The following is a 22,567-nucleotide window of genomic DNA, read 5'->3' as shown; positions in this document are numbered from 1 at the left end:
TGTCTTACTTGCGGATGCGGGCCAGTTCGTCGTTGTAGAGCTTCACGATGGCCGGGTCGTAGGTGGCCGCGAACTTCTCGATCACCGGCTTGGCGATCTGCTGCATGCGCGCCAGTTCAGCGGGTGCGATCTCGTTGTAGGCCATGCCCTTGGCCTGCAGGTCGCCCACCGACTTCTGGGCCGCGGCGCGGCTCACCTGGCGCTGGTAGCCGCGCGCCTCGTTGGCGGCGTCGTTCATCATCTTCTGTTCGGCGGGCGTGAGCTGGTCCCAGAACTTCTTGCTCACCAGCACGATGTTGGCGGCATAGACGTGGTTGGTGGCGCTCACGTACTTCTGCACCTCGAACATCTTGTTCGACAGGATCACCGCATAGGGGTTCTCCTGGCCATCGACCGCCTTGGCTTCCAGCGCGCCATAGAGCTCGGCAAACGGCATGGGCACGGGGTTGGCCTTGAAGGCCTTGAAGGTCTCCAGGAACACGGGGTTTGGGATCACGCGCAATTTGAGGCCGTCGAAGTCATCGGCCTTGGTGATGGCACGCTTGCTGTTCGTCACGTTGCGAAAGCCCAGGTCCCAGAAACCCAGGGCGACCAGGCCCTTTTCGGGCAGCTTGGCGATCAGCGCCTGGCCCAGCGGGCCGTCGAGCAGCGCATCGGCCTGGGCGAAGCTGGCCACGGCGAACGGAAAGTCCACCAGCCCGAATTCCTTGACGATGCCGGCCAGCGAGGTGGTGGCCGGTGCCGACATCTGCTGCACGCCGCCCTGCAGGGCCGACTGTTGCTGCATCTCGTTGCCCAGTTGCGAAGCCGGGAACTCCATGACCTTCATCTTGCCGCCGCTCTTGGCGGCCAGCAGCTCGCCAAAGCGCTTGACGCCAAAGCTCACGGGATGGTCGGCGTTGTTCAAGTGGCCGAAGCGGATCACGCGCTCCTGCTGAGCGGCGGCGGGCAGCGCCATCAACAGGGACAGGCCGGCGGCCGCCAGGATGCAAGCAGTTTTTTTCACGGGACATCTCCATCAAAAGTCGAACCAGGGACATGCAGCCGGAAGACCGGTTGCGCCATGGGGATTGATGGTAGTTAAAAAGTGGAAACACTTTCCATAGTAGAAACCCTTTAACAATTTTTGGTACATTGACGACAGTACAAAGACGATCACCGAAAGAGACCCGCCATGAGCAGCATCCTCGAGCGCAGTTTCAAAGTCCTGGAGCACCTGGCCCCGCACCCCGAGGGCAAGGCCCTGTCGAGCCTGGCCTCGGAGCTCGACATGCCGCTGAGCGCCACCCACCGCCTGCTGGCCGAGCTGGTGCGCTGTGGCTACGTGCGCCAGGACCACAGCCAGGGCAACTACATGCTGACCATCAAGCTGGTGTCGCTGGGCCTGGGCTTTCTGAGCGCCACGGGCGTGGTGGACATCGCCCAGCCGCTGCTGGACCGGCTGGCCGCCGAATCCGGGGAGCTGGTGCGCCTGGCGGTGGTCGATGGGGACGAACTGACCTTCGTGGCCAAGGCGCAGGGGGCCATGCGCGGCCTGCGCTACGACCCGGACATGGGCCTGTCGGTCAACCTCTCATGCAGCTCGGCCGGCCATGCCTGGCTGTCCACCATGAGCGACGAGGAGGCGCTGGCCCTGGTTGCGCGCCAGGGCTTTGGCCAGCCCGAGGACTACGGCCCGAACGCGCCCACCACGGTGAAGGCGCTGCTGGCCTACCTGCGAACGGCGCGCCAGCAGGGTTTCAGCACCATCGTGGAGGTGTTTGCGCCGGCCATGACGGCCATGGCCGCGCCCATCCGCCGGGGCAACGGCACGGTGATCGGGGTGGTGACGATTGCCGGCCCGCTGGTGCGCCTGACGCCTGAGCGCATGCAGGCCCTGGGCCCGGCCCTCTTGAACACCACGCACGAGCTGGCCATGGCGAGCGGCGGGTCGGCTCTGTTGAAGAAACGGGGTTAGTGGCGCGGCGCGAACAAAGCCAGCGTGTCGTGGGCAAACGCGCCCTCGATCTCCAGCATGCGCATCTTGGTGGCGGCACCCCCGCCAGCCGAGAAGCCGCCGGTCTTGCCGCCTGCGGCGAGGATGCGGTGGCAGGGCACCACCGGCGCAAACGGGTTGTGGCCCAGCGCCTGGCCCACGGCGCGTGCGGCGCCGGGTTCGCCCAGCGCGGCGGCCATTTCGCCATAGGTCATGGTCTTGCCGGGCGGTATGCGCCGGGCCAGTTCGTACACGCGCGCATTGAAGGGCGGTACGCCCTCGGTGGCCAAGGGCACGTCGAGCAGATCGTCGTGCGCGCCTGCGAGCAAAGCCACCACGCGGGCCGCCCAGGTGGCCACTTCGGGTGGCATCGCGGACTCAGGCGCGCCCGGAAAGCGCCGCTGCATGCGCGCACGGGTGTGCGCCTCGCCCGCGTCCTCGGGCAGTTGCACACCGACCAGCAGGGGGCCATTCCAGGCCAGGCCGCAGTGCCCCACCGCCGTGGCAAACAGCGCGAAGCCCTGGGCCACTGCAGGCCCGCGTTTTTCAGTCTGCACGCAAGGCGGCCTTGAGTTGCTCGCCGATCTCGGGCTTGCCCGCGAAGGGATCGGTGGGGTTGCGCCCCAGCATGATGTCTTCCATGCGCGTCTGCACCGAGGCAATCGCCTTGGGGTGGCTGTAGATGTAGAACTGGCCGGCCGCAGCCGCGTCGAACACCTTTTGCGCCACTTCGGCCGCCGTCACCTTGCCGCTGCCCACGGCCTTGTCGCTCATGGCCTGGCCAATGAGCTGGCTGCGGGTGGGCTTGCCGGCCGGCAGTTCGCCGGGGCGGTTGCGGTGGCTCTGGGCGATGCCGGTGGGCACGAAGAAGGGGCACAGCACGCTGGCGCTGACCTGGTCGGTCACCAGGGCCAGGTCCTGGTACAGGGTTTCGGACAGGCTCACCACCGCGTGCTTGCTCACGTTGTAGATGCCCATGTTGGGCGCATCGAGCAGGCCGGCCATGCTGGCCGTGTTGACGATGTGGCCGCGCCAGGCCGGGTCTTTCTTGGCGGCGGCGAGCATCATGGGGGTGAACAGGCGCACACCGTGCACCACACCCCAGAGGTTCACGCCCAGCACCCATTCCCAGTCCTTCAGGGAGTTCTCCCACACCAGACCGCCCGCGCCCACGCCGGCGTTGTTGAAAACCAGGTGCGGCGCGCCGAAGCGCTGCTCCACATCCACCGCCAGTTGCTCCATCTGCGCGGCGTCGGACACGTCCACCTTGCGCGCCAGCACCTGGGCTCCAGCATCTTGCGCCTCGGCAGAGGCTGCGTCGAGGGCGTCCTGCTGCACGTCCACCAGCACCAAATTCATGCCCAGGCGCGCGCCGATGCGCGCGCATTCGAGGCCGAAGCCCGAGCCCGCGCCGGTGAGAACGGCCGTCTTGCCTTTGAAGTCGTCGATCATGTGGGTTTCTCGGCCTTTCGCAATGTATAGCCAATCCGGGGGAAGTGCACGTGCAGCGTGCCGGCACGCGGGTCGGTGCGGCGCAGGGTGTAGCGGGTGCGGGTGGCGGCGATCAGCTCGCCCTCCGTGGGTTCGGTGCCGAAGCTTTCGGCGGCAATCGTCACCAGGCTGCCCAGGGCAATGCCGTGGTCGTCCTGGAACAGGTCGTCGGCCAGCGGCAGCGGGTCCAGCCCCGCAGCCACGGTGATGGCGTCTTCGGACGTGAGCTTTTCCATGCGGCCATGGCCCAGCGCCGCCACGCGGTCCATCCATTCGAGCACGGCGGGCGTGGCGCTGAAGATGTCGGCCATCACCGGTACGCACTGGCGCGTGAACCACAGCGGGTGGTAGGCGGCAAAGTCGGCCAGGCAGGGCTCGGCGCCGAACAGAAAGTCATGCTCTTCAGCCATATGCGCGATGCGGCGCAGGTACGAGCGGTAGGCCCCCGTGGCATCGGCCGGGCGCAGGCGCTGCATGCCGGCGCTCATCTCGCGGCGGTCCTCGCCAAAGGCCTGGGCTGCGGCAGGGGGCAGGTTGGCGAACATGGCCGACGCGCCCTTGGGCTGCAGGTTGTAGGCCATGGCGGCCCAGAACAGCGTGGTGTCGGCCCACTGCGCGAACACGCGCGCCACGCCCTTCAGGTGCGGCGGGTAGAGCACCGGCTCGGGCTGCACATGCTCGAGCACGTCGCAGATCAGGGCCGAGTCGCAGTAGATGTCGGCGCCGATCTGCAGGAACGGCGTCTTGCGGTAGCCGCCCGTGAGGGCCACCACGTCGGGCTTGGGCGCGATGCTGGGGATGACCACGGACTTCCAGGCCAGCTGCTTGTAGCCCAGAGCCAGACGGATCTTTTCCGAGAAAGGGGACGATGGGTAATGGTGCAGGATCAGGGGCGTGGTCATCGGGGGTTCTCCAGCAATGCAAGGGTTGTTTGGTGAGGGTCAGGCGGGCAGCGCGCGGTCGAGCAATGCATCGAAATCCACGCCCGCGCCCAGGGTGCCGAAGCTGTAGCCCCAGTCGCCGCCCAGGCGCGATGCGCAGAAGGCACCGAACACGCTGGCGGGCGCACTGCGGTACAGCAATGCCGCCTGCACGGCCAGGGCCACATCCTGCGCCAGGCGCCGGGCCTCGGCCTCGGTGGTCATGGCGTCCACGCGCAGCGGCAGCGCGCTGGCCATGCGGTCCAGCGCCGGATGGGCGCCGCGTGCGGGGGCCAGTTCGTCGGCCAGGGCGGCGGCCGTATCAGCGCGGCGCACGGCGCGCAGCAGGCCCAGCGCCATGATGTTGCCCGCGCCTTCCCAGATCGAGTTGAGCGGCATCTCGCGGTAGATGCGGGCCATGGTGCCTTCGCCGCCCTCCTCCACGTAGCCATTGCCGCCCAGGCATTCCATGGCCTCCTGCGCAAAGGCGCTGCCGCGCTTGCAGACCCAGAACTTGGCCACGGGCGTGAGCAGGCGCGCCATCACGGCCTCGTGCGGGTCGGAGTCTTTCTTGTCGAAGGCACTTGCCAGGCGGATGGACAGGGCCGTGGCGGCCTCGCTCTCCAGCGCTAGGTCGGCCAGCACATTGCGCATCAGCGGCTGCTCGATCAGCTTCTTGCCAAACGCCATGCGCTGGCGCGTGTGGTGCAGCGCCAGCGACAGCGCCTGGCGCATGAGGCCGCTGGTGCCCAGCGCGCAGTCCAGGCGCGTCATGGTGCCCATCTCGAGGATCTGGGCCACGCCGCGCCCTTCTTCGCCCACGCGCCAGGCCGTGGCGTCGATGAACTCCACTTCGGAGCTGGCATTGGCATGGTTTCCGAGCTTGTCCTTGAGCCGCTGGATACGGATGGCGTTGAGCGTGCCCTCTGCGCCATCGCCAGGAAGCACCCGGGGCAGGAAAAAGCAGGTGAGCCCGCCCGGCGCCTGCGCCAGCACCAGGAAGGCGTCGCACATGGGGGCCGAGAAGAACCACTTGTGGCCCGTGAGCCGGTAGCGCGCACCCCAGGCGTCGCTGCCGTCGGCCACGGCCTGCGTGGTGTTAGCGCGCACGTCGGAGCCGCCCTGCTTCTCGGTCATGCCCATGCCCATGGTGAGCGCGGACTTCTGCGAGAACAGCGCCAGGCGAGGGTCATACCGGGTGCTGGCCAGGCCGGCATTCCAGTCGGCCCACACGGCAGGGTTGCCGCGCAGCGCCGGGGTGACGGCATAGCTCATCGAGACGGGGCACAGCACCGAGGGCTCGGTCTCGGTGAAGAGCATGAAGCCCGCCGCGCGCTCCACGTGTGCATGCGCGGCACCCGCATCCGTGCGCGACCAGGGCGTGGCGTGCAGGCCGTGGCGCAGCGCCGCGCCGATCAGCGCGTGGTAGCTGGGGTGGAACTCCACCGTATCGGTGCGGCGGCCCACGCGGTCGTGCGTGTGCAGTTCGGGCTTGTGGGTGTTGGCCAGGCGCGCGTGCTCCTGCATCGTGGCCGAGCCCATATCGGCGCCCAGGGCCGTGAGCGCGCTGCGGTCCAGGGCGGGTGCATGCAGTTGCACGGCATCCTGCAGGGGCCGGTTGGTAGTGAACAGGTTCACATCGGCCAGGGGCGCACTCTGGTTGAAGACGGTGTGCGTGGCCGAAACGGGTGCGGACAGGGGGGTCATGCGGGACTCCACAGCATTTCGATATGGGGGATGTCGTCCTCAAGGTACTCGTCCGACACCGCCACGAAACCCAGGCTGCCATAAAAACGCTGCAGGTGCGCCTGGGCACTGATGCGCACACTGCGGCCGGGCCAGGCCTGCGCACAGCGGGCCAGGCCCTCCTGCATCAACAGCCGGCCCGTGCCGCCTCCACGCGACTCCTGGGAGGTCACCACGCGGCCGATGGAGGGCTCGGGGTAGTTCACGCCCGGGTCCACCACGCGCAGGCAGGCATGCAGTGCACCGGCACCATCGTAGCCCAGCAGGTGCCAGGATTGCTTGTCGGCCCCGTCCGGGTCCTGGTAGGGGCCCTGCTCCAGGATGAAGACCTTGCAGCGCAGGGCCAGCGCGTCGTGCAGCGCATGCACGCCGAGGTCATCGAAGCGGGCCCAGGTCCAGTGCAGGTTCAACGCCATGTGCGGGTGCGCTCCTTCAGATCAGTTTGACCAGTTGCTTGCCGAAGTTCTTGCCCTTGAGCAGGCCCAGGAAGGCTTCGGGGGCGGCGGCAATGCCTTGCGCCACCGTCTCGCGCGGGCGCAGCTTGCCGGTGCCCACCAGCGTGCCCAACTCCTTCAAGGCATCGGGCCAGACTTCCATGTGCTCGCTGACGATGAAGCCTTCGATCTTCATGCGGTTGATCAGCATCAGCGCCGGGTTGGCCATGGGCAGGGGCTGGCCATCGTAGCCGGCGATCATGCCGCACAGGGCCACGCGGCTGAAGGCGTTCATGCGCAGCATCACTGCGTCCATGATCCAGCCGCCCACGTTCTCGAAGTAGCCGTCGATGCCCTTGGGGCAGGCTTCCTTCAGGGCCTTGGACAGTGCCTTCACGTCGCTGTGTTCCTTGTAGTCGATGCAGGCATCGAAGCCCAGCTCCTCGACCGCATAGCGGCACTTGTCGGCCCCGCCCGCAATGCCCACGGCACGGCAGCCACGGGCCTTGGCCAGTGCGGCGAAGGCGCTGCCCACGGCGCCGGTGGCGGCGCTCACCACCACGGTGTCACCTTCCTTGGGCGCGATGATTTTCACCAGGCCATACCAGGCCGTCACGCCGGGCATGCCCACGGCGCCCAGGTAGTGCGACAGGGGTACATGCGTGGTGTCCACCTTGCGCAGGGCACCGGGCGTGTTGGCGTCGACCACGCTGTACTCCTGCCAGCCGCCCATGCCCACGACCTTGTCGCCCACGGCGTACTTGGGGTTCAGGCTCTCGGCCACCTCGCCCACGGTGCCGCCGATCATGACCTCGCCCAGGCCTTGCGATGCCGCGTAGCTCTTGCTCTCGTTCATGCGGCCGCGCATGTAGGGGTCCAGGCTCAGGAAATGGTGGCGCACCAGCACCTGGCCGTCCTGCAGCGCGGGCGTGTCGGTGGCCACGAGCTTGAAGTTGCCGGCCACGGCCTCGCCCTGCGGGCGGTTGTCGAGCACGATCTGTTGGTTGCGGGCCATGGGGAACTCCTTGAAAAATGGATGGGCGTTGAAGGCTTGGGCCTTCGCAGGAAAAGTAGCAGCGTTCAGTCGCTGGAGATGGTCTTCAGCGACTGCCCGGTGGCAGGGTCCACCGCAGGGCGGCGCACGTATTTGAAAGTGCCGGTGGCATGGCTGCACAACCGGCCCTGGGCGTCATAGACCGACGCTTCGGTGAAAGCCAGCGACGCCGTGCGGTGCAGCAGGCGCCCCTTGGCCACCAGCGGGCCGCGCGCGGCCTGCATGAAGCTGGTCTTCATCTCGATGGTGACCACGCCGTGGTCCGGCGTCTCGCTGCGCGCTGCCGTGGCCATGGTCACGTCGAGCAAGGTCATGGTGGCGCCGCCGTGCGTGACCTCGAAGGAATTGAGGTGCTCGGGCGCCGCCTCGTAGTGCAGCTCCGATTCACCCTGTTCCATGCGGTGCAGCGTAAAGCCGAGATGGCTGACAAAGGGGATGGGAACACCGAAATTCAGCACAGGCAACTCCAGAATGCAAAGGGAAAGCTGCAAGCATAGACCCTGCGGCTGCCCCTGAATGGCAGGCCCGCGCGCCACCGGCGCGCAAGCCTTGGCCGGCCTCAGCCGCCCGTGACGATGCTCACGCCGCCATCGACAGCCAGCCATTGGCCGGTGATGTGCTTGCCGGCGTCCGAGGCATACAGCGCGCACAGCCCCTTGAGGTCTTCGTCGTCACCCAGGCGGCCCAGCGGGGCGTGGGCGGCCAGGGCTTCCTCGCCCATCGCCTTGAGCGTGCCCACCGTCATCTTGCTCGGGAAAAAACCCGGGCAGATGGCGTTGACGCGGATGTTGTACTGGCCCCATTCGGCCGCCAGCGCACGCGTGAAGTTGATCACCGCACCCTTGGAGGTGTTGTAAGCAATGGTGTTCATGCCCTTGGGGTTGCCGCCCAGGCCGGCGATGGACGCCACGTTGATGATGCTGCCGCTGCGCCGGCCGATCATGCTGTGCTTGGCGATGTGCTGCGACAGGATGAAGTAGCCCCGCACGTTGAGGTTCATGACCTTGTCCCAGGCTTCCACGGGGTGGTCTTCGGCCGGTGCGCCCCAGGCGGCGCCAGCGTTGTTGAGCAGGATGTCCACATGGCCCAGGCGCGCCAGAGTCTCATCGCCCAGGCGGCGGATGTCGGCTTCGTTGGAGCAGTCGGCGGCGATCCACTGCGCGTCGATGCCGGCGGCCTTCAGCTCTGCAGCGGCCTCTTCCAGGTCGGACGCCTTGCGCGAGCTCAGCAGCACCTTGGCGCCGGCCTCGCCCAGCGCCTGCGCCAGCTGCAGGCCCAGGCCGCGCGAGCCGCCGGTCACCAAGGCGGTCTTGCCGGTCAGGTCGAACAGTTGTTGGATGGTGCGGGTGGTCATGTTGTCTCCTTGGATGGTCGTTGGTGGACTGGGCACGGCGTGGTCGCCATGCACACGTGAAATGGCGGTTGCGCAGTCATTGTGCGGCGCAACCAAACAGGGCCGTGTCGCCTGCGCGATTGGCGCCCTGCAATTCTCAGGCGCCGGGCTGCATGCGCGAGCGCACGCCGATCAGCACCACGCCCACGGCCGCCAGCACACCGCCGGTGAGCCCCAGGGCCCAGCCCAGCGGCTCGTCCGCCGGGGCCGTGGCAATGCCCAGCACCAACGCGAGCAGGCCGCCATAGATCAGCGCCCAGATGAGCTGGTGCATGCGCTGCAGTGTCTGCGGTGCGGTCATCAAAATGCGTCCTCAGGGAACACCGCACAGGTGGCGTCGCGCGTGCTGACGACCTGCAGCCAGGCGCCGATCTTGGGCAGCTCGTAGTGGAAGAAAAAGCGCATGGCGCCCATTCTGCCCACACCCGCGGATTGCTCCAGCGCAGGGTCGGCCTGCAGCGTGGCCAGGGCCACGTCCAGCCAGACCCAGGCCAGCACCATGTGGCCAAAGGCCTGCATGTAGGGCACGGCATTGGCCAGCGCATCGGCCGGCTGACCTGTGGACCAGGCGGCCTTGGTGGCGGCGCCCACCTGCTGCAGCGCGCTGCCCAGGGCATTGGCGTGGGCAGCCATGGCAGGCACCTGGATGGCGCGCTCGATAGTGCCGTTGATGCGCGCGGCCAGCAACTGCAGGCCCCGGCCGTTTTCCATCAGCACCTTGCGGCCCAAGAGGTCCATGGCCTGGATGCCGTGCGTGCCTTCGTGGATCATGTTCAGGCGGTTGTCGCGCCAGTACTGCTCCACCGGGAAGTCGCGCGTGTAGCCGTAGCCGCCGTGGATCTGGATGGCCAGGCTGTTGGCCTCCAGGCACCACTCGCTGGGCCAGCTCTTGGCGATGGGAGTGAGCACTTCCAGCAGCAGGCGGGCCTCGTCGGCGGCCGCCGAATCGCCGGTGGCCTGCTCGTCCACCAGGCGCGCGCAGAACAGGTTCAGCGCCAGCGCGCCCTCGCCGTACGACTTTTGCGCCAGCAGCATGCGCTTGACGTCGGCGTGCTCGATGATGCGCACCTGGGGCTGCGCCACGTCCTTGACCACGGCGGCAGCCGCAGCGTCCTTGTCCTTGGGGCCCTGCACCGGGCGGCCCTGGGGGCGGTTCTTCGCGTAGTCGAGGCTGGCGTAGTAGCCCGCCAGCCCGAGCATGGTGGCCGCCATGCCGATGCCGATGCGCGCCTCGTTCATCATGTGGAACATGCAGTGCAGGCCCTTGCCGGCCTGGCCCACGAGGTAGCCCACGGCGCCCGCCTGGCCATCGACAGGGTACTTGCCCTCGCCGAAGTTGAGCAGCGTGTTGGTGGTGCCGCGCCAGCCGAGCTTGTGGTTCAGGCCCGCCAGCGCCACGTCGTTGCGCACGCCGGTCAGTTGGCCATCGGTGTCCACCATCTTCTTGGGCACGATGAACAGCGAGATGCCCTTGGTGCCGGGCACCAGCTTGCCGTCGGGGCCGGGGATCTTGGCCAGCACCAGATGGATGATGTTCTCGGTGAGCTCATGCTCGCCGGCCGAGATCCACATCTTGTTGCCCTTGAGGCGATAGCGCGGGCCCAGCGGGTCGCTCTCGAAGCCATCGCCATCGGGCACGGCGCGCGTGGCCACATCGCTCAGGCTGGAGCCGGCCTGCGGCTCCGACAGGCACATGGTGCCCGAGAAGCGGCCCGAGAATTCATTGAGCGCGAACACCGTCTTCTGCGCCTCGGTGCCATGCACCATCAAGAGGTTGGCGTTGCCCACCGTGAGCAGGCCCGAGCCCATGCTGATCGATGCCACGGCAAAGAAGCTGTTGGCCGCCGCCTCCACCGTGTAGGGCAGCTGCATGCCGCCGATGTCGTAATCCTGTGCGGCGCTGAGCATGCCCGAAGCCGCATAGGCCCGGTTTGCGTCATGCGTGCACTGGGGCAGCGTGACCTTCTCGCCGTCGAAGTGCGGCTCCTGTGTGTCCACCGTGCGGTTGAAGGGCGCGTACTTCTCGCGCGCGATGCGCTCGCAGGTGTCGAGCACCGCGTCGAAGGTGTCGCGCGAATGGTCGGCAAAGCGCTCGCGCTCGGGCAGGGTCTGCGCGTGCAGCCACTGGTAGAGAAGGAATTCGACGGTGGGGCGAAGGCTCATGTGTGAAAACCCTGGAGAAAACGCGCGCAGGGCGCAGGAATGAACCACCGGGCCGCACCGCCGCCGCACGGGGCGGCGGTCACCTGCCTGGCGGCTGCTACTTCTTGTTGGTCAGCACGACTTCGGCAAAGCACCAATAGTCCATGTCGTCGTCGGGTTTGGGCTGGCAGTTGTTCTCGCCCAGTTGCAGGCGCCGTGCAGTGGCAGGCAGGCCGGGGAACTCGATCTTCAAGGTCTTGCGCGCACCCGGCTTGATGGTGTCCATGCCCTGGTCGCAGGCCTTGAGGCCCGTGGAGCCCAACTGCTTGACGACCTTGCCGGTATCGAGGTCCTTGATCGAGAAGGACTCGGGCCGCGCGCTGGCATGGGCACAGGCCTCGATGGTTTCCTTGCTGGTGTTGCGCAGCAGGATGGTCGCGGTGACGCGGTCGGCCGCGATGGTGATTTCCTGCAGGATGGTGTCCCGGTCTTCCGGCAAGGCTTGGTTGAGCTTGTAGCTCTGTGCGTGGGCAGTGCCCGCAACGCCCAGGGTCGAGGCGACCAGGACGGCCAGTGCTGAGCAAACCTTCGTGAACATAGGTGGATCTCTCTTGATGGATGGTGATTGTTGTAGACCCGGGACGGGGCACGGCACTTGCCGCGCCTCGTCTGCAGGCCGGCCGCCGAAGCAGCCGGCCCGCATTGTCCCAAAGCTCCCTGTGAGCAAACGTAAGCACCACAACGCTTACGCCCCCACACACATCACCGGCGCATCAGAGCACTTCGAAGATGCCCGCAGCACCCATGCCGCCGCCGATGCACATGGTCACCGCCACGCGCTTGGCGCCGCGGCGCTTGCCTTCGATCAGGGCGTGGCCCGTCAGGCGCTGGCCCGACACGCCATAGGGGTGGCCCACGGCGATGGCACCGCCGTTGACGTTCAGGCGGTCGGCCGGAATCCCGAGCTTGTCGCGGCAGTACAGCACCTGCACGGCGAAGGCTTCGTTCAGCTCCCACAGGTCGATGTCGTTGACCGTGAGGCCCAGCTTCTTGAGCACCTTGGGCACGGCGAACACCGGGCCGATGCCCATTTCGTCGGGCTCGCAGCCGGCCACGGCAAAGCCGAGGAAACGGCCCAGGGGGTTGAGGCCCTTCTTGCTGGCGTACTCTTCGCTCACCACCACGCAGGCACCGGCGCCGTCGGAGAACTGGCTGGCGTTGCCGGCCGTGATCAGGCCGCCGGGCAGTGCCGAGCGCAGGCCGCTGATGGACTCGACCGTCGTGCCTTCGCGCGTGCCTTCATCCTTGCTCAGGGTGACCTGCTTGGTGATCAGGCCCAGGTTCTTGTCGGCCACGCCGGCCGTCACGGTGATGGGGGCGATCTCGGCATCGAACAGGCCGGCGGCCTGGGCTGCGCAGGCCTTTTGCTGGCTGGCGGCGCCATACTCGTCCATGGCTTCACGGCTGATGTTGTAGCGCTTGGCCACCTGCTCGGCGGTCTGCAGCATGCTCCAGTAGATCTCGGGCTTGACCTTGTCCAGGGCCAGGTCGCGCAGCATGTGGATGTTCATTTCCTGCTGCACGCAGGAGATGCTTTCCACACCGCCGGCAACATACACGTCGGCTTCGCCGGCGATGATGCGCTGTGCCGCCAGGGCGATGGTCTGCAGGCCCGAAGAGCAGAAACGGTTGACCGTGACGCCCGATGCCGTGACCGGCAGGCCGGCGGCCAGCGCGATCTGGCGTGCGATGTTGGCGCCGGTGGCGCCTTCGGGGTTGGCACAGCCCATGATGACGTCTTCGACGTCGGCGCCGTCGATGCCGGCGCGCTCGATGGCGTGCTTGACGGCATGGCCGCCCAGCGTGGCGCCATGGGTCATGTTGAGGGCACCCTTCCAGCTCTTGGCGAGCGGGGTACGGGCGGTGGAAACGATCACTGCGGAGGTCATGGGGAAAATCCTTTCAGGGGTGGAACGCACCGATGGCCGCCAGGGGCGTGCGCATCCGGTGCGGCTTCACTGCATCAATCAGTAGTTCGCTCAGGCGAACGCCTTGCCTTCGGCGGCCAGCTTGGCCAGCAGCGGCGCTGGCTTCCAGAACTCCGCATCGTCGTTGGGGTTCTTGGCAAAGCGGTCCATGGCCTGCACCACGTTGAACAGGCCCACTTCGCTGGCGTAGTGCATGGGGCCGCCGCGGTAGATGGGGAAGCCATAGCCCGTGAGGTAGACCATGTCGATGTCGCCGGACTTGCTGGCGATGCCGTCTTCCAGGATGTGTGCGCCTTCGTTGACCAGTGCGAACACCAGGCGCTGCACGATTTCCTCGTCGGAGATCTTGCGCGGCGTGATGCCCAACTCCTTGCGGTGGTCTTCGATCATCTTGTTGACCAGCTCGCTCGGAATCGCATCTCGCTTGCCGGCCTGGTAGTCGTACCAGCCTGCGCCGGTCTTCTGGCCGAAGCGGCCCAGCTCGCACAGCTTGTCGGCGGTGCGGCTGTACTTCATGTCGGCGCGCTCGACGGAGCGGCGCTTGCGGATCGCCCAGCCGATGTCGTTGCCGGCCAGGTCACCCATGCGGAACGGGCCCATGGCAAAGCCGAACTTCTCGACGGCCTTGTCCACCTGCTGGGGCGTGCAGCCCTCGTCCAGCAGGAAGCCGGCCTGGCGGCTGTACTGCTCGATCATGCGGTTGCCGATGAAGCCATCGCACACGCCCGAGACCACCGAAGTCTTCTTGATCTTCTTGCCGATGGCCATCACGGTGGCCAGCACGTCCTTGGACGTCTTGGCACCGCGCACCACTTCCAGCAGCTTCATCACGTTGGCGGGGCTGAAGAAGTGCATGCCCACCACGTCTTCTGGGCGCTTGGTGAAGGCAGCGATCTTGTCCACATCCAGCGTGGAGGTGTTGGAGGCCAGGATGGCGCCGGGCTTCATCACGGCGTCGAGCTGCTTGAACACGGTTTCCTTGACGCCCAGCTCCTCGAACACGGCCTCGATGACGAGGTCGGCGTCCTTGAGGTCGGCGTAGTCGAGCGTGGTCGTCAACAGGGCCATGCGCTGCGCGTACTTGTCTTCCTTGAGCTTGCCCTTCTTGACCTGCGCTTCGTAGTTCTTCTTGATCGTGGCCACGCCGCGGTCCAGGGCTTCCTGCTTGGTCTCCAGGATCTTGACGGGGATGCCCGCGTTCAGGAAGTTCATGGAGATGCCGCCGCCCATGGTGCCGGCGCCGATCACGGCCACGGACTTGATCTCGCGCTTCGGGGTGTCGGAGGGCACGTCAGGGATCTTGGAGGCAGCGCGCTCGGCCATGAACAGGTGGCGCAGGGCGCGCGACTCGGGCGTCCACATCAGGTTGATGAAGACCTCGCGCTCGAACAGCATGCCGTCGGCGAACTTGCGCTTGGTGGCGGCTTCGACCGCGTCCACGCACTTGGCGGGCGCGGGGTAGTTCTTGGCCATGCCCTTGACCATGTTGCGCGCGAACTGGAAGTACGCATCGCCTTCGGGGTGCTTGCAGGGCAGGTTGCGCACCAGCGGCAGCGGACGCACGTCGGCCACGCTCTGGGCAAAGGCCAGGGCTTCGGCGGCCAGCGCCTCGGCGGATGCGGCCATCTTGTCGAACAGCTTCTGGCCGGGCACAGCGGCGATCAGCTCGCTCTTGACGGGCTCGCCGCTGACGATCAGGTTCAGGGCGGCTTCCACGCCCAGCACGCGCGGCAGGCGCTGCGTGCCGCCGGCGCCGGGGATCAGGCCCAGCTTGACTTCGGGCAGCGCAAGACTGCAGCCAGGCGCGGCGATGCGGTAGTGGCAACCCAGGGCCAGCTCCAGGCCACCGCCCATGGCAACCGTGTGCACGGCGGCCACGACGGGCTTGGACGAATTCTCGATGGCGGCGATCACCGACAGCAGATTGGGTTCCTGCAGGGACTTGTCGGTGCCGAACTCCTTGATGTCTGCGCCGCCGGAAAACGCACCGCCAGCGCCGGTGACGACGATGGACGTGACCGCTGCATCGGCATTGGCGCGGCCGAGGCCATCCACGATGCCTTGGCGGGTTGCCAAGCCCAGTCCGTTGACGGGGGGGTTGGCCAGGGTGATCACGGCAACGGAGCCGTGGACTTTGTATTCAGCGGTCATGCTGTTGTTCCTTGGAGAGTGAAAAAGAACGATCGTGCGTTTTTATTGTAGAGACTTCGCGCGGCCCTGGCGTGTCAATTTGTCCCGGTGGGGACATGGCTCTGGGCCGCAAAAAAGTCTCGTCGGGCAAAAAAAGAGGCGCCATGAGCTGTCAGGCGCCTCTTTGTCATGCATTTGCCGGAAGTCGTCAGACTTCAAGCCACTCCTTGCGGATGTAGTTGTCGGCCCGCAGGCTGTCGGGCGTGCCCTGGAAGACGATGGAGCCATGGCCCATCACCAGTGCCCGGTCCGAAATCTTCATGGCGATGGTGAGCTTCTGCTCGATCAGCAGCACCGAGATGCCGCGCGCCTTGATGGTCTGCAGGTACTGCCCCACCAGCTCGACGATCTTGGGCGCCAGGCCTTCGGTGGGCTCGTCGATGATGATCAGGTCGGGGTCGCCCATCAGCGTGCGGCACAGCGTGAGCATCTGCTGCTCGCCACCGGACATCACGCCCGCCTCGGTGTGCTGGCGCTCCTTGAGGCGCGGGAACATCTCGTACATGTCGTCGAACGACCAGCGGCTGCCCTTGCCGCTGCCCTTCTGGCCGAGCAGCAGGTTCTGGTGCACGGTGAGGTTGGGAAACACGTCGCGGCTCTCGGGCACATAGCCCAGGCCCAGGTGGGCGATCTCGTAGGCCTTCTTGCCCGTGAGGCTCTGGCCCTTGAACTCGAGCGTGCCCTCCCAGTCCACCAGGCCCATGATGGCCTTGGCGGTGGTGGAGCGGCCCGAGCCGTTGCGCCCGAGCAGCGCCACGATCTCACCGGGCTGCACGTCGAAGCTCACGCCATGCAGCACATGGCTCTTGCCGTAGTAGGCGTGGAGGTTGTCAATTTTCAGCATAAATCAGTGTCCCGCGCCCTGCTCGTCGGCCACGGCCGATCCCAGATAGGCCTCCTGCACGCGCGCATTGGCGCGCACCTTGTCGGGGGTGTCGAAGGCGATCACCTCGCCGTACACCACCACGGCGATCTTGTCGGCCAGGCCGAACACCACGCCCATGTCGTGCTCCACGGTCAGCAGGGTGCGGCCCTCGGTCACCTCCTTGATGAGGCCGATGAAGCGGGTGGTCTCGCTCTTGCTCATGCCGGCCGTGGGCTCGTCCAGCAGGATCACGTTGGCACCACCGGCGATGGTGATGCCGATCTCCAGGGCGCGCTGCTCGGCATAGGTCAGGTTCATGGCCAGCGTGTCGCGCTTCTTGTCGAGCTTGATCATCTCCATGAGCTCCCTGGCGCGCTGGTTGGCATCGTGCAGGTTCGACAGGAAGCGCAGGAAGGTGTACTTGTAGCCCATGCTCCACAGCACGCCGCAGCGCAGGTTCTCGAACACGCTCAGCTTGGGGAAGATGTTCGTGATCTGGAAGCTGCGCGACAGCCCCATGCGGTTGATCTCGTACGGGGCCAGGCCGTTGATGCGCTGGCCGTTCAGGATCACGTCGCCGCTGGTGGGGGCGAAGCGCCCGCTGATGAGGTTGAACAGGGTGGACTTGCCGGCGCCGTTGGGGCCGATGATGGCCACGCGCTCGCCGGGTGCCACCACCAGGTTGGCACCGCGGATGATTTCGGTCTTGCCGAAGCTCTTGCGCAGGTCACGCAGTTCGAGCGCGCAGGACGCTTGAGGGGTCATGGTATTGCTCACTGTGCCTCCCCCCGCTTGATGGCATGTTCGATCTCTTCCTGGATGGTGCTCCACTGACGCAGGAACTGGCGCCGGCACATCTCGAAGAGCGCCAGGCCGGTGAGGAACACGAAGCCCGCACCGAACCAGGCCGTGAGGCCCTTGGCATCGATCATGGCGCCCATGAACTTGAGCTCGGAACCCAGGGCCGCGTTGAGCTGCAGGTGGTAGGTCATCTCCACCATGCATGCAGCACCCAGCACGGCCACCAGGCCGGTACCGGCCAGGCCCATGTACGACACCCAGAGCTGGCGCAGCTTGCCGTACTTGGCCAGGCGCAGGTTCATCATGATCAGGCTGGCGATGCCGCCAGGGGCGTACATCACCATGAACAGGAACACCAGGCCCAGGTACAGCAGCCAGGCCTTGGATATCTCGGACAGCAGCACCGAGGCCAGCACCAGCAGCACGGCGCCGATGATGGGCCCGAAGAAGAACGTGGCCCCGCCCAGGAAGGTGAACAGCAGGTAGCCGCCCGAACGCAGCACGTTCACGCTGTCGGCACCGGTCACGATCTCGAAGTTGATGGTGGCCAGCCCGCCGCCGATGCCGGCGAAGAAGCCCGCGATGATGAACGCGAAATAGCGCACGCGCTGCGTGTTGTAGCCGATGAACTCCACGCGCTCCGGGTTGTCGCGCACGGCATTCAGAATGCGGCCGAGCGGCGTGCCCGTGAAGGCGAACATGGCCGCCGTGCAGACGAAGCAGTAGGCGGCAATCAGGTAGTACACCTGCATGCCAGAACCGAAGTTCAAGCCGAAGAAGGGCTTGCCGTAGACGCGGTCGGTGGTGATGCCGCCCTCGCCGCCGAAGAACTCGGGGAACATCAGCGCCATGGAGGCCACCAGTTCACCAATGCCCAGCGTGATCATGGCAAACGTGGTGCCCGACTTCTTGGTGGTCACGAAGCCCAGCAGGATGGCGAAGAACATGCCTGCCAGCCCGCCGACCAGTGGAATCAGCACCAGCGGGATGGGCAGCCCCCCCTTGGTCGCCATGTTCATGGCGTGGATGGCGATGAACGAGCCCAGGCCCGTGTAAACCGCGTGCCCGAAGCTGAGCATGCCGCCCTGCCCCAGCAGGATGTTGTAGGACAGGCAGATGATGATCAGGTAGCCGATCTGCGAGAGCATGGTCAGCGCCAGGCCGCTGCGGAACACGTGGGGGGCCACGATCAGCATCGCGGCGAACAGCGACCAGACGACGAAGCGGCCCACGTTCCACGGCTTGAACCGGTAGTGGGAGGTGCCCTGTGGGGCGCTGGCCTGTGGCGCAGCGCCGGAAACGGTGGTGGTGGATGAGGTCATGGCATCAGTCCTCGCGGGTGCCCAGCAGGCCCTTGGGACGGAAGATCAGGATGAGCACCAGGAACAGGTACGGAAGAATGGGCGCCACCTGGGAGATGGTGAGCTTGAGCAAGGGGTAGCCGAAGGTCTGGTCGGTCACCGCCACGCCCAGGGGTCGCAGCACGTGGATCATCGAATAGTCGAGCGCCACCGCGAAGGTCTGCACCAGGCCGATCAGCAGCGAAGCCAGGAACGCCCCAGCCAGCGATCCCATGCCGCCGACCACCACCACCACGAAGATGATGGAGCCGACCGAGCCCGCCATGGCCGGCTCGGTGACGTAGGTGTTGCCGCCAATCACGCCGGCCAGGCCGGCCAGGGCCGCGCCGCCGCCAAACACCAGCATGAACACACGCGGCACGTTGTGGCCCAGCGCCTCGACCATCTCGGGGTACTTGAGCGCCGCCTGGATCACCAGGCCGATGCGTGTGCGGGTGAGCAGCAGCCACACCGACACCAGCATCAGCAATGCGATCAGCATCACGAAGGAGCGCGACCTGGGGAACTGCGTGCCGTACAGGCTGAACAGCGGACCCTGCAATTGCGTGGGCAGACCGTAGGGCACCGTGGCACGGCCCCAGACGAGCTGCACCAGCTCGAGGATCAGGTAGGACAGGCCGAAGGTCACGAGCAGCTCAGGCACGTGGCCGAACTTGTGCACGCGGCGCAGGCAGTAACGCTCGAACGCAGCACCGAGCGCGAAAACGAGGAGCGGCGCCAGCACCAGCGCCGGCCAGAAACCGATGACGCCCGAGATGCTGTAGGCAAAGTAGGCACCCAGCATGTAGAAGCTGGTGTGTGCAAAGTTGAGCACACCCATCATGCTGAAAATCAGTGTGAGTCCCGAGCTCAGCATGAACAGCAGCAGCCCGTAGCTCACGCCATTGAGCAGGGAGATCACGAAAAACTCAGGATTCATTGGAATTTTTCAGGTCAAGGGTAAAAAAAGAGGCCCGAGCCAGGTCGGGCCTCGATACGCAGCAAAGGCCTGGTCAGGCCCCTGTGGGCGCTTATGGGCGCTTCATCTGGCACGAGGTGGGCGTGCTGGCCACGAAGGGCTCGTAGTACTTCACGGGCACAAAGGTGTAGCCGGTGCTTTCCGAGTCGAGCGGGAACTTGCCGCCGGCCTTCTCCCACTTGGAGATGAACAGGCCCTGCTGCAGCTGGTGGTCGGTCTTGCGCATTTCGACTTCGCCATTGAAGCTCTTGAACTTCATGCCTTCCAGGGCCGCAGCCACCTTCACAGGGTCGGTGGACTTGGTCTTCACGAAGGCTTCGGTGAGCATGGAGAAGGCGTGGTACACGGCTCCGGTGTACATATCGTCGTTGAACTTCTTCTTGTAGTCCACCACGATCTTGTTGATTTCGCCCGGCAGGTTGATGTGCGCGTAGGCCACCATGTACACGCGGCCAGCGGCGGCCGAGCCCATTGCGGTCGGGCTGCCGGTGACGGAGCCGTAGTAGGTATAGAAGTTGACGTTGTTCAGGCCGGCGTCGTTGGCGGCCTTGATCAGGAGCGCCAGGTCGGAACCCCAGTTGCCGGTGATCACGCTGTCGGCGCCCGACTGCTTGATCTTGGCGATGTAGGGCGAGAAGTCGCGCACCTGGGCCAGGGGGTGCAGGTCGTCGCCGACGAATTGCACGTCAGGGCGCTTGCGGGCCATCATTTCCTTGGCGTACTTCGAGACTTGGTGGCCGTGCGCGTAGTTCTGGTTGATCAGGTAGACCTTCTTGACTTCGGGCATGTCCTTCATGAAGGTGGTCAGCGCTTCCATCTTCATGGAGGTGTCAGCGTCCAGGCGGAAGTGCCAGTAGCTGCACTTGCTGTTGGTCAGGTCCGGGTCCACGGCGGCGTAGTTCAGATACACGACTTCCTTGCCGGGATTGCGTGCGTTGTGCTTTTCCAGCGCATCCATGATCGCCAGGGCCGGGCCCGAGCCGTTGCCCTGCACCACGTAGCGCGCGCCCTGGTCCATGGCCGAGCGCAGTGCGCTGGTGGTCTCTTGCGGGCTGAGCTTGTTGTCGATGCCGATGATCTCGAACTTCACTCCGGCAGCGTTCTTCTTGTTGAACTCTTCGGAGATGAACTGGAAGCTTTTGAGCTGGTTGGTTCCCACGGCCGCCATCAGGCCCGAAAGCGGGTCGAGCCAGGCGATCTTGACGGTCTCACCTTTTTGAGCGAATGCGGCGCCAGCGCTCGCCAGCAGGACGGTGGCTGCTACAGCCTTCATAGCGAATTTCATGGTTTTGTCTCCTTGTAAATCGACACGACGCAGCGTACCGCGTTGCAACACGACGCCCCTCAGGGATTGCCCCTACCGGCGTCGCCCACGTGACTGGCGGGCACTCCCCCGAGCGCCGCACCAGCCTGGGGCAGCGCTGACAACAGCCCTCGCGACCCTCGCGAAGACCTGTCCAGCGCAGCCCCGGATCACAGGCCCGGAAGCCTGTAATCCTTGAGTTGCTCACGCAACTTTGTCTTGAGCATCTTGCCCGTGGCACCGATCGGAATCGCCTCCACGAACACCACGTCATCCGGGATCTGCCACTTGGCCGTCTTGCCCTCGAAGAAGGCCAGCAGCTCCTCGCGCGTGACCTCGATGCCCGGGCGCTTGACCACGGCCACGATGGGGCGCTCATCCCACTTGGGGTGCGGCATGCCCACGCACGCGGCCATGGCGATGGCCGGGTGGGCCATGGCGATGTTCTCGATGTCGATGGAGCTGATCCACTCGCCGCCGGACTTGATCACATCCTTGCTGCGGTCGGTGATCTGCATGAAGCCGTCGGCATCGATGGTGGCCACGTCGCCGGTCGGGAACCAGCCGCGGCCCTGCGCATCCTTGACCAGCGGGTGGCCGCCCTCGCCCTTGAAGTAGCTGTCCACGATCCACGGGCCCTTGACCAGCAGGTCGCCGTAGGTCTTGCCATCCCACGGCAACTCTTCACCGTCGGCGCCGACGATCTTCATGTCCACGCCATAAATGGCGCGGCCCTGCTTGAGCAGCACCTTCATCTGCTCTTCCTTGGGCAGCGCCAGGTGCTTGTTCTTCAGGGTGCACAGGGTGCCCAGCGGGCTCATCTCGGTCATGCCCCAGGCGTGCAGCACTTCGACGCCGAAGTCTTCCTTGAAGGCGTGGATCATCGCGGGCGGGCAGGCCGAGCCGCCGATGACGGTGCGCTTGAGGGTGGAGAACTTCAGGCCCGCAGGCTTCATGTGGCCGAGCATCATCTGCCACACCGTGGGCACACCGGCGGCGTAGGTGACCTTCTCGGACTCGATGAGTTCGTAGATCGACTTGCCGTCCATGGCCGGGCCGGGGAACACCAGCTTGCAGCCCGTGAGCGCGGCCGAATACGGGATGCCCCAGGCGTTGACGTGGAACATGGGCACCACCGGCAGCACCGAGTCGCGGGCCGACAGGCACATCACGTCGGGCAGCGCTGCCGCATAGGCATGCAGCGTGGTGGAGCGGTGGCTGTAGAGCGCGGCCTTGGGGTTGCCCGTGGTGCCGCTGGTGTAGCACATGCTCGATGCAGAGTTCTCGTCGAACTCGGGCCAGGCGTAGTCGGGCGAGTGGGCACCGATCCAGGCCTCGTAGCTCGTGAGGCCGGGGATGCCCGAATCCGCAGGCAGCTTGTCGGCGTCGCACAGCGCCACCCATTTCTTCACCGTGGGGCACTTGGCGTGCACCGCCTGCACCAGGGGCAGGAAGGTCATGTCAAAGCACAGCACCTGGTCTTCGGCATGGTTGGCGATCCAGGCGATCTGCTCGGGGTGCAGGCGCGGGTTGATGGTGTGCAGCACGCGGCCCGAGCCGGAGACGCCGAAGTACATCTCCATGTGGCGATAGCCATTCCAGGCCAGCGTGGCCACGCGGTCGCTGAACTGCAGGCCCAACCCGTCGAGCGCATTGGCCAGGCGGCGCGCGCGCTGACCCAGGTCCTTGTAGGTATAGCGGTGGATGTCGCCCTCCACGCGCCGCGAGACGATTTCGGCGTCGCCATGGTGGCGTTCGGCGAATTCGATCAGCGACGAGATCAACAGGGGTTGGCTCTGCATCAGGCCCAGCATGTGTGCTCCTTGAATGTTGTGGTGAAGTGGGCAATCATCGTAACGCGCGCTGGCCTGCTGCGGGGTCTCCGAAGCGCCCCTTTCGGCTGCGTGCCACGCGGGCTTCCTGGCTGCGCAGTGTGCGGCGTGGGC

Annotated in this window: 21 protein-coding genes; 1 reads left to right on the top strand and 20 read right to left on the bottom strand. The window is 66.0% G+C overall.

Features of this window, described 5'->3' with window-relative positions:
- Positions 1-4 precede the first annotated feature (4 nt).
- Entirely contained in the window at positions 5-958 is a 954-nt protein-coding gene (locus tag ACSQ9E_RS06680; RefSeq protein ID WP_436220192.1) for a TRAP transporter substrate-binding protein, read from the bottom strand.
- A 216-nt stretch (positions 959-1,174) separates the two neighbouring features.
- On the opposite strand from ACSQ9E_RS06680, the gene ACSQ9E_RS06675 reads away from it, so the two are divergent.
- Positions 1,175-1,957 (top strand): IclR family transcriptional regulator, encoded by a 783-nt coding sequence (locus ACSQ9E_RS06675; RefSeq protein WP_057205988.1) that lies wholly within the window; start codon positions 1,175-1,177, stop codon positions 1,955-1,957.
- Here the strand turns inward: ACSQ9E_RS06675 and ACSQ9E_RS06670 are convergent.
- The 19 genes from ACSQ9E_RS06670 to ACSQ9E_RS06580 all read right to left on the bottom strand — a co-directional run bounded on the left by ACSQ9E_RS06670 (position 1,954) and on the right by ACSQ9E_RS06580 (position 22,435).
- Positions 1,954-2,532, bottom strand: a complete 579-nt coding sequence (locus ACSQ9E_RS06670; RefSeq protein WP_436177437.1) for a methylated-DNA--[protein]-cysteine S-methyltransferase — start codon at positions 2,530-2,532, stop codon at positions 1,954-1,956. The two genes, ACSQ9E_RS06675 and ACSQ9E_RS06670, sit on opposite strands and share 4 nt — an antisense overlap.
- Positions 2,522-3,427, bottom strand: a complete 906-nt coding sequence (locus ACSQ9E_RS06665; RefSeq protein ID WP_057205984.1) for an SDR family oxidoreductase — start codon at positions 3,425-3,427, stop codon at positions 2,522-2,524. The genes ACSQ9E_RS06670 and ACSQ9E_RS06665 overlap by 11 nt, the downstream gene beginning before the upstream one ends.
- On the bottom strand, positions 3,424-4,368 hold the full coding sequence (locus tag ACSQ9E_RS06660; RefSeq protein ID WP_436217239.1) for a glutathione S-transferase family protein: 945 nt from the start codon (positions 4,366-4,368) through the stop codon (positions 3,424-3,426). Before ACSQ9E_RS06660 ends, ACSQ9E_RS06665 begins: the two co-directional genes overlap by 4 nt.
- 39 nt (positions 4,369-4,407) lie before the next feature.
- Positions 4,408-6,093: an isovaleryl-CoA dehydrogenase gene (locus ACSQ9E_RS06655; RefSeq protein WP_436217238.1), complete on the bottom strand. Its 1,686-nt coding sequence runs from the start codon at positions 6,091-6,093 to the stop codon at positions 4,408-4,410.
- A complete protein-coding gene (locus tag ACSQ9E_RS06650) occupies positions 6,090-6,548 on the bottom strand; it encodes a GNAT family N-acetyltransferase (RefSeq protein ID WP_428000022.1) in 459 nt (152 codons plus the stop codon). The genes ACSQ9E_RS06655 and ACSQ9E_RS06650 overlap by 4 nt, the downstream gene beginning before the upstream one ends.
- 16 nt (positions 6,549-6,564) lie before the next feature.
- The gene (locus tag ACSQ9E_RS06645; protein ID WP_436217237.1) at positions 6,565-7,581 is read right to left on the bottom strand and encodes an NADP-dependent oxidoreductase; all 1,017 of its coding nucleotides are present in this window, start codon (positions 7,579-7,581) and stop codon (positions 6,565-6,567) included.
- Positions 7,582-7,646: 65 nt separating this feature from the next.
- On the bottom strand, positions 7,647-8,078 hold the full coding sequence (locus ACSQ9E_RS06640) for a PaaI family thioesterase (RefSeq protein ID WP_428000020.1): 432 nt from the start codon (positions 8,076-8,078) through the stop codon (positions 7,647-7,649).
- Positions 8,079-8,179: 101 nt separating this feature from the next.
- A complete protein-coding gene (locus ACSQ9E_RS06635; RefSeq protein ID WP_057205971.1) occupies positions 8,180-8,974 on the bottom strand; it encodes an SDR family oxidoreductase in 795 nt (264 codons plus the stop codon).
- A gap of 136 nt (positions 8,975-9,110) precedes the next feature.
- On the bottom strand, positions 9,111-9,314 hold the full coding sequence (locus tag ACSQ9E_RS06630; protein WP_436217236.1) for a hypothetical protein: 204 nt from the start codon (positions 9,312-9,314) through the stop codon (positions 9,111-9,113).
- Positions 9,314-11,176 (bottom strand): acyl-CoA dehydrogenase, encoded by a 1,863-nt coding sequence (locus ACSQ9E_RS06625; RefSeq protein ID WP_436177431.1) that lies wholly within the window; start codon positions 11,174-11,176, stop codon positions 9,314-9,316. Before ACSQ9E_RS06625 ends, ACSQ9E_RS06630 begins: the two co-directional genes overlap by 1 nt.
- A gap of 97 nt (positions 11,177-11,273) precedes the next feature.
- On the bottom strand, positions 11,274-11,753 hold the full coding sequence (locus ACSQ9E_RS06620; protein ID WP_436177430.1) for a hypothetical protein: 480 nt from the start codon (positions 11,751-11,753) through the stop codon (positions 11,274-11,276).
- A gap of 175 nt (positions 11,754-11,928) precedes the next feature.
- A complete protein-coding gene (locus ACSQ9E_RS06615; RefSeq protein WP_436217235.1) occupies positions 11,929-13,104 on the bottom strand; it encodes an acetyl-CoA C-acyltransferase in 1,176 nt (391 codons plus the stop codon).
- A gap of 90 nt (positions 13,105-13,194) precedes the next feature.
- Positions 13,195-15,294 (bottom strand): 3-hydroxyacyl-CoA dehydrogenase NAD-binding domain-containing protein, encoded by a 2,100-nt coding sequence (locus ACSQ9E_RS06610; RefSeq protein WP_057269500.1) that lies wholly within the window; start codon positions 15,292-15,294, stop codon positions 13,195-13,197.
- 187 nt (positions 15,295-15,481) lie between these two features.
- Positions 15,482-16,177 (bottom strand): ABC transporter ATP-binding protein, encoded by a 696-nt coding sequence (locus tag ACSQ9E_RS06605; RefSeq protein WP_057205959.1) that lies wholly within the window; start codon positions 16,175-16,177, stop codon positions 15,482-15,484.
- 3 nt (positions 16,178-16,180) lie between these two features.
- Positions 16,181-16,963 carry an ABC transporter ATP-binding protein gene (locus ACSQ9E_RS06600; protein WP_057205957.1) on the bottom strand — a complete coding sequence of 261 codons (783 nt, stop codon included), beginning with the start codon at positions 16,961-16,963 and terminating at the stop codon, positions 16,181-16,183.
- A gap of 8 nt (positions 16,964-16,971) precedes the next feature.
- Entirely contained in the window at positions 16,972-18,321 is a 1,350-nt protein-coding gene (locus tag ACSQ9E_RS06595; RefSeq protein ID WP_057205954.1) for a branched-chain amino acid ABC transporter permease, read from the bottom strand.
- 4 nt (positions 18,322-18,325) lie between these two features.
- The gene (locus tag ACSQ9E_RS06590) at positions 18,326-19,279 is read right to left on the bottom strand and encodes a branched-chain amino acid ABC transporter permease (RefSeq protein ID WP_057205953.1); all 954 of its coding nucleotides are present in this window, start codon (positions 19,277-19,279) and stop codon (positions 18,326-18,328) included.
- Between the two features lie 91 nt (positions 19,280-19,370).
- A complete protein-coding gene (locus tag ACSQ9E_RS06585; protein ID WP_057205952.1) occupies positions 19,371-20,603 on the bottom strand; it encodes a branched-chain amino acid ABC transporter substrate-binding protein in 1,233 nt (410 codons plus the stop codon).
- Positions 20,604-20,791: 188 nt separating this feature from the next.
- Entirely contained in the window at positions 20,792-22,435 is a 1,644-nt protein-coding gene (locus tag ACSQ9E_RS06580; protein WP_436217234.1) for a 3-(methylthio)propionyl-CoA ligase, read from the bottom strand.
- Positions 22,436-22,567 lie beyond the last annotated feature (132 nt).

Source organism: Acidovorax sp. LjRoot118 (genome assembly GCF_964253575.1).
GTDB lineage: Bacteria > Pseudomonadota > Gammaproteobacteria > Burkholderiales > Burkholderiaceae_C > Acidovorax.
The sequence above is the reverse complement of the archived record's forward strand: the minus strand, read 5'-3'. Positions and strand labels throughout refer to the sequence as shown.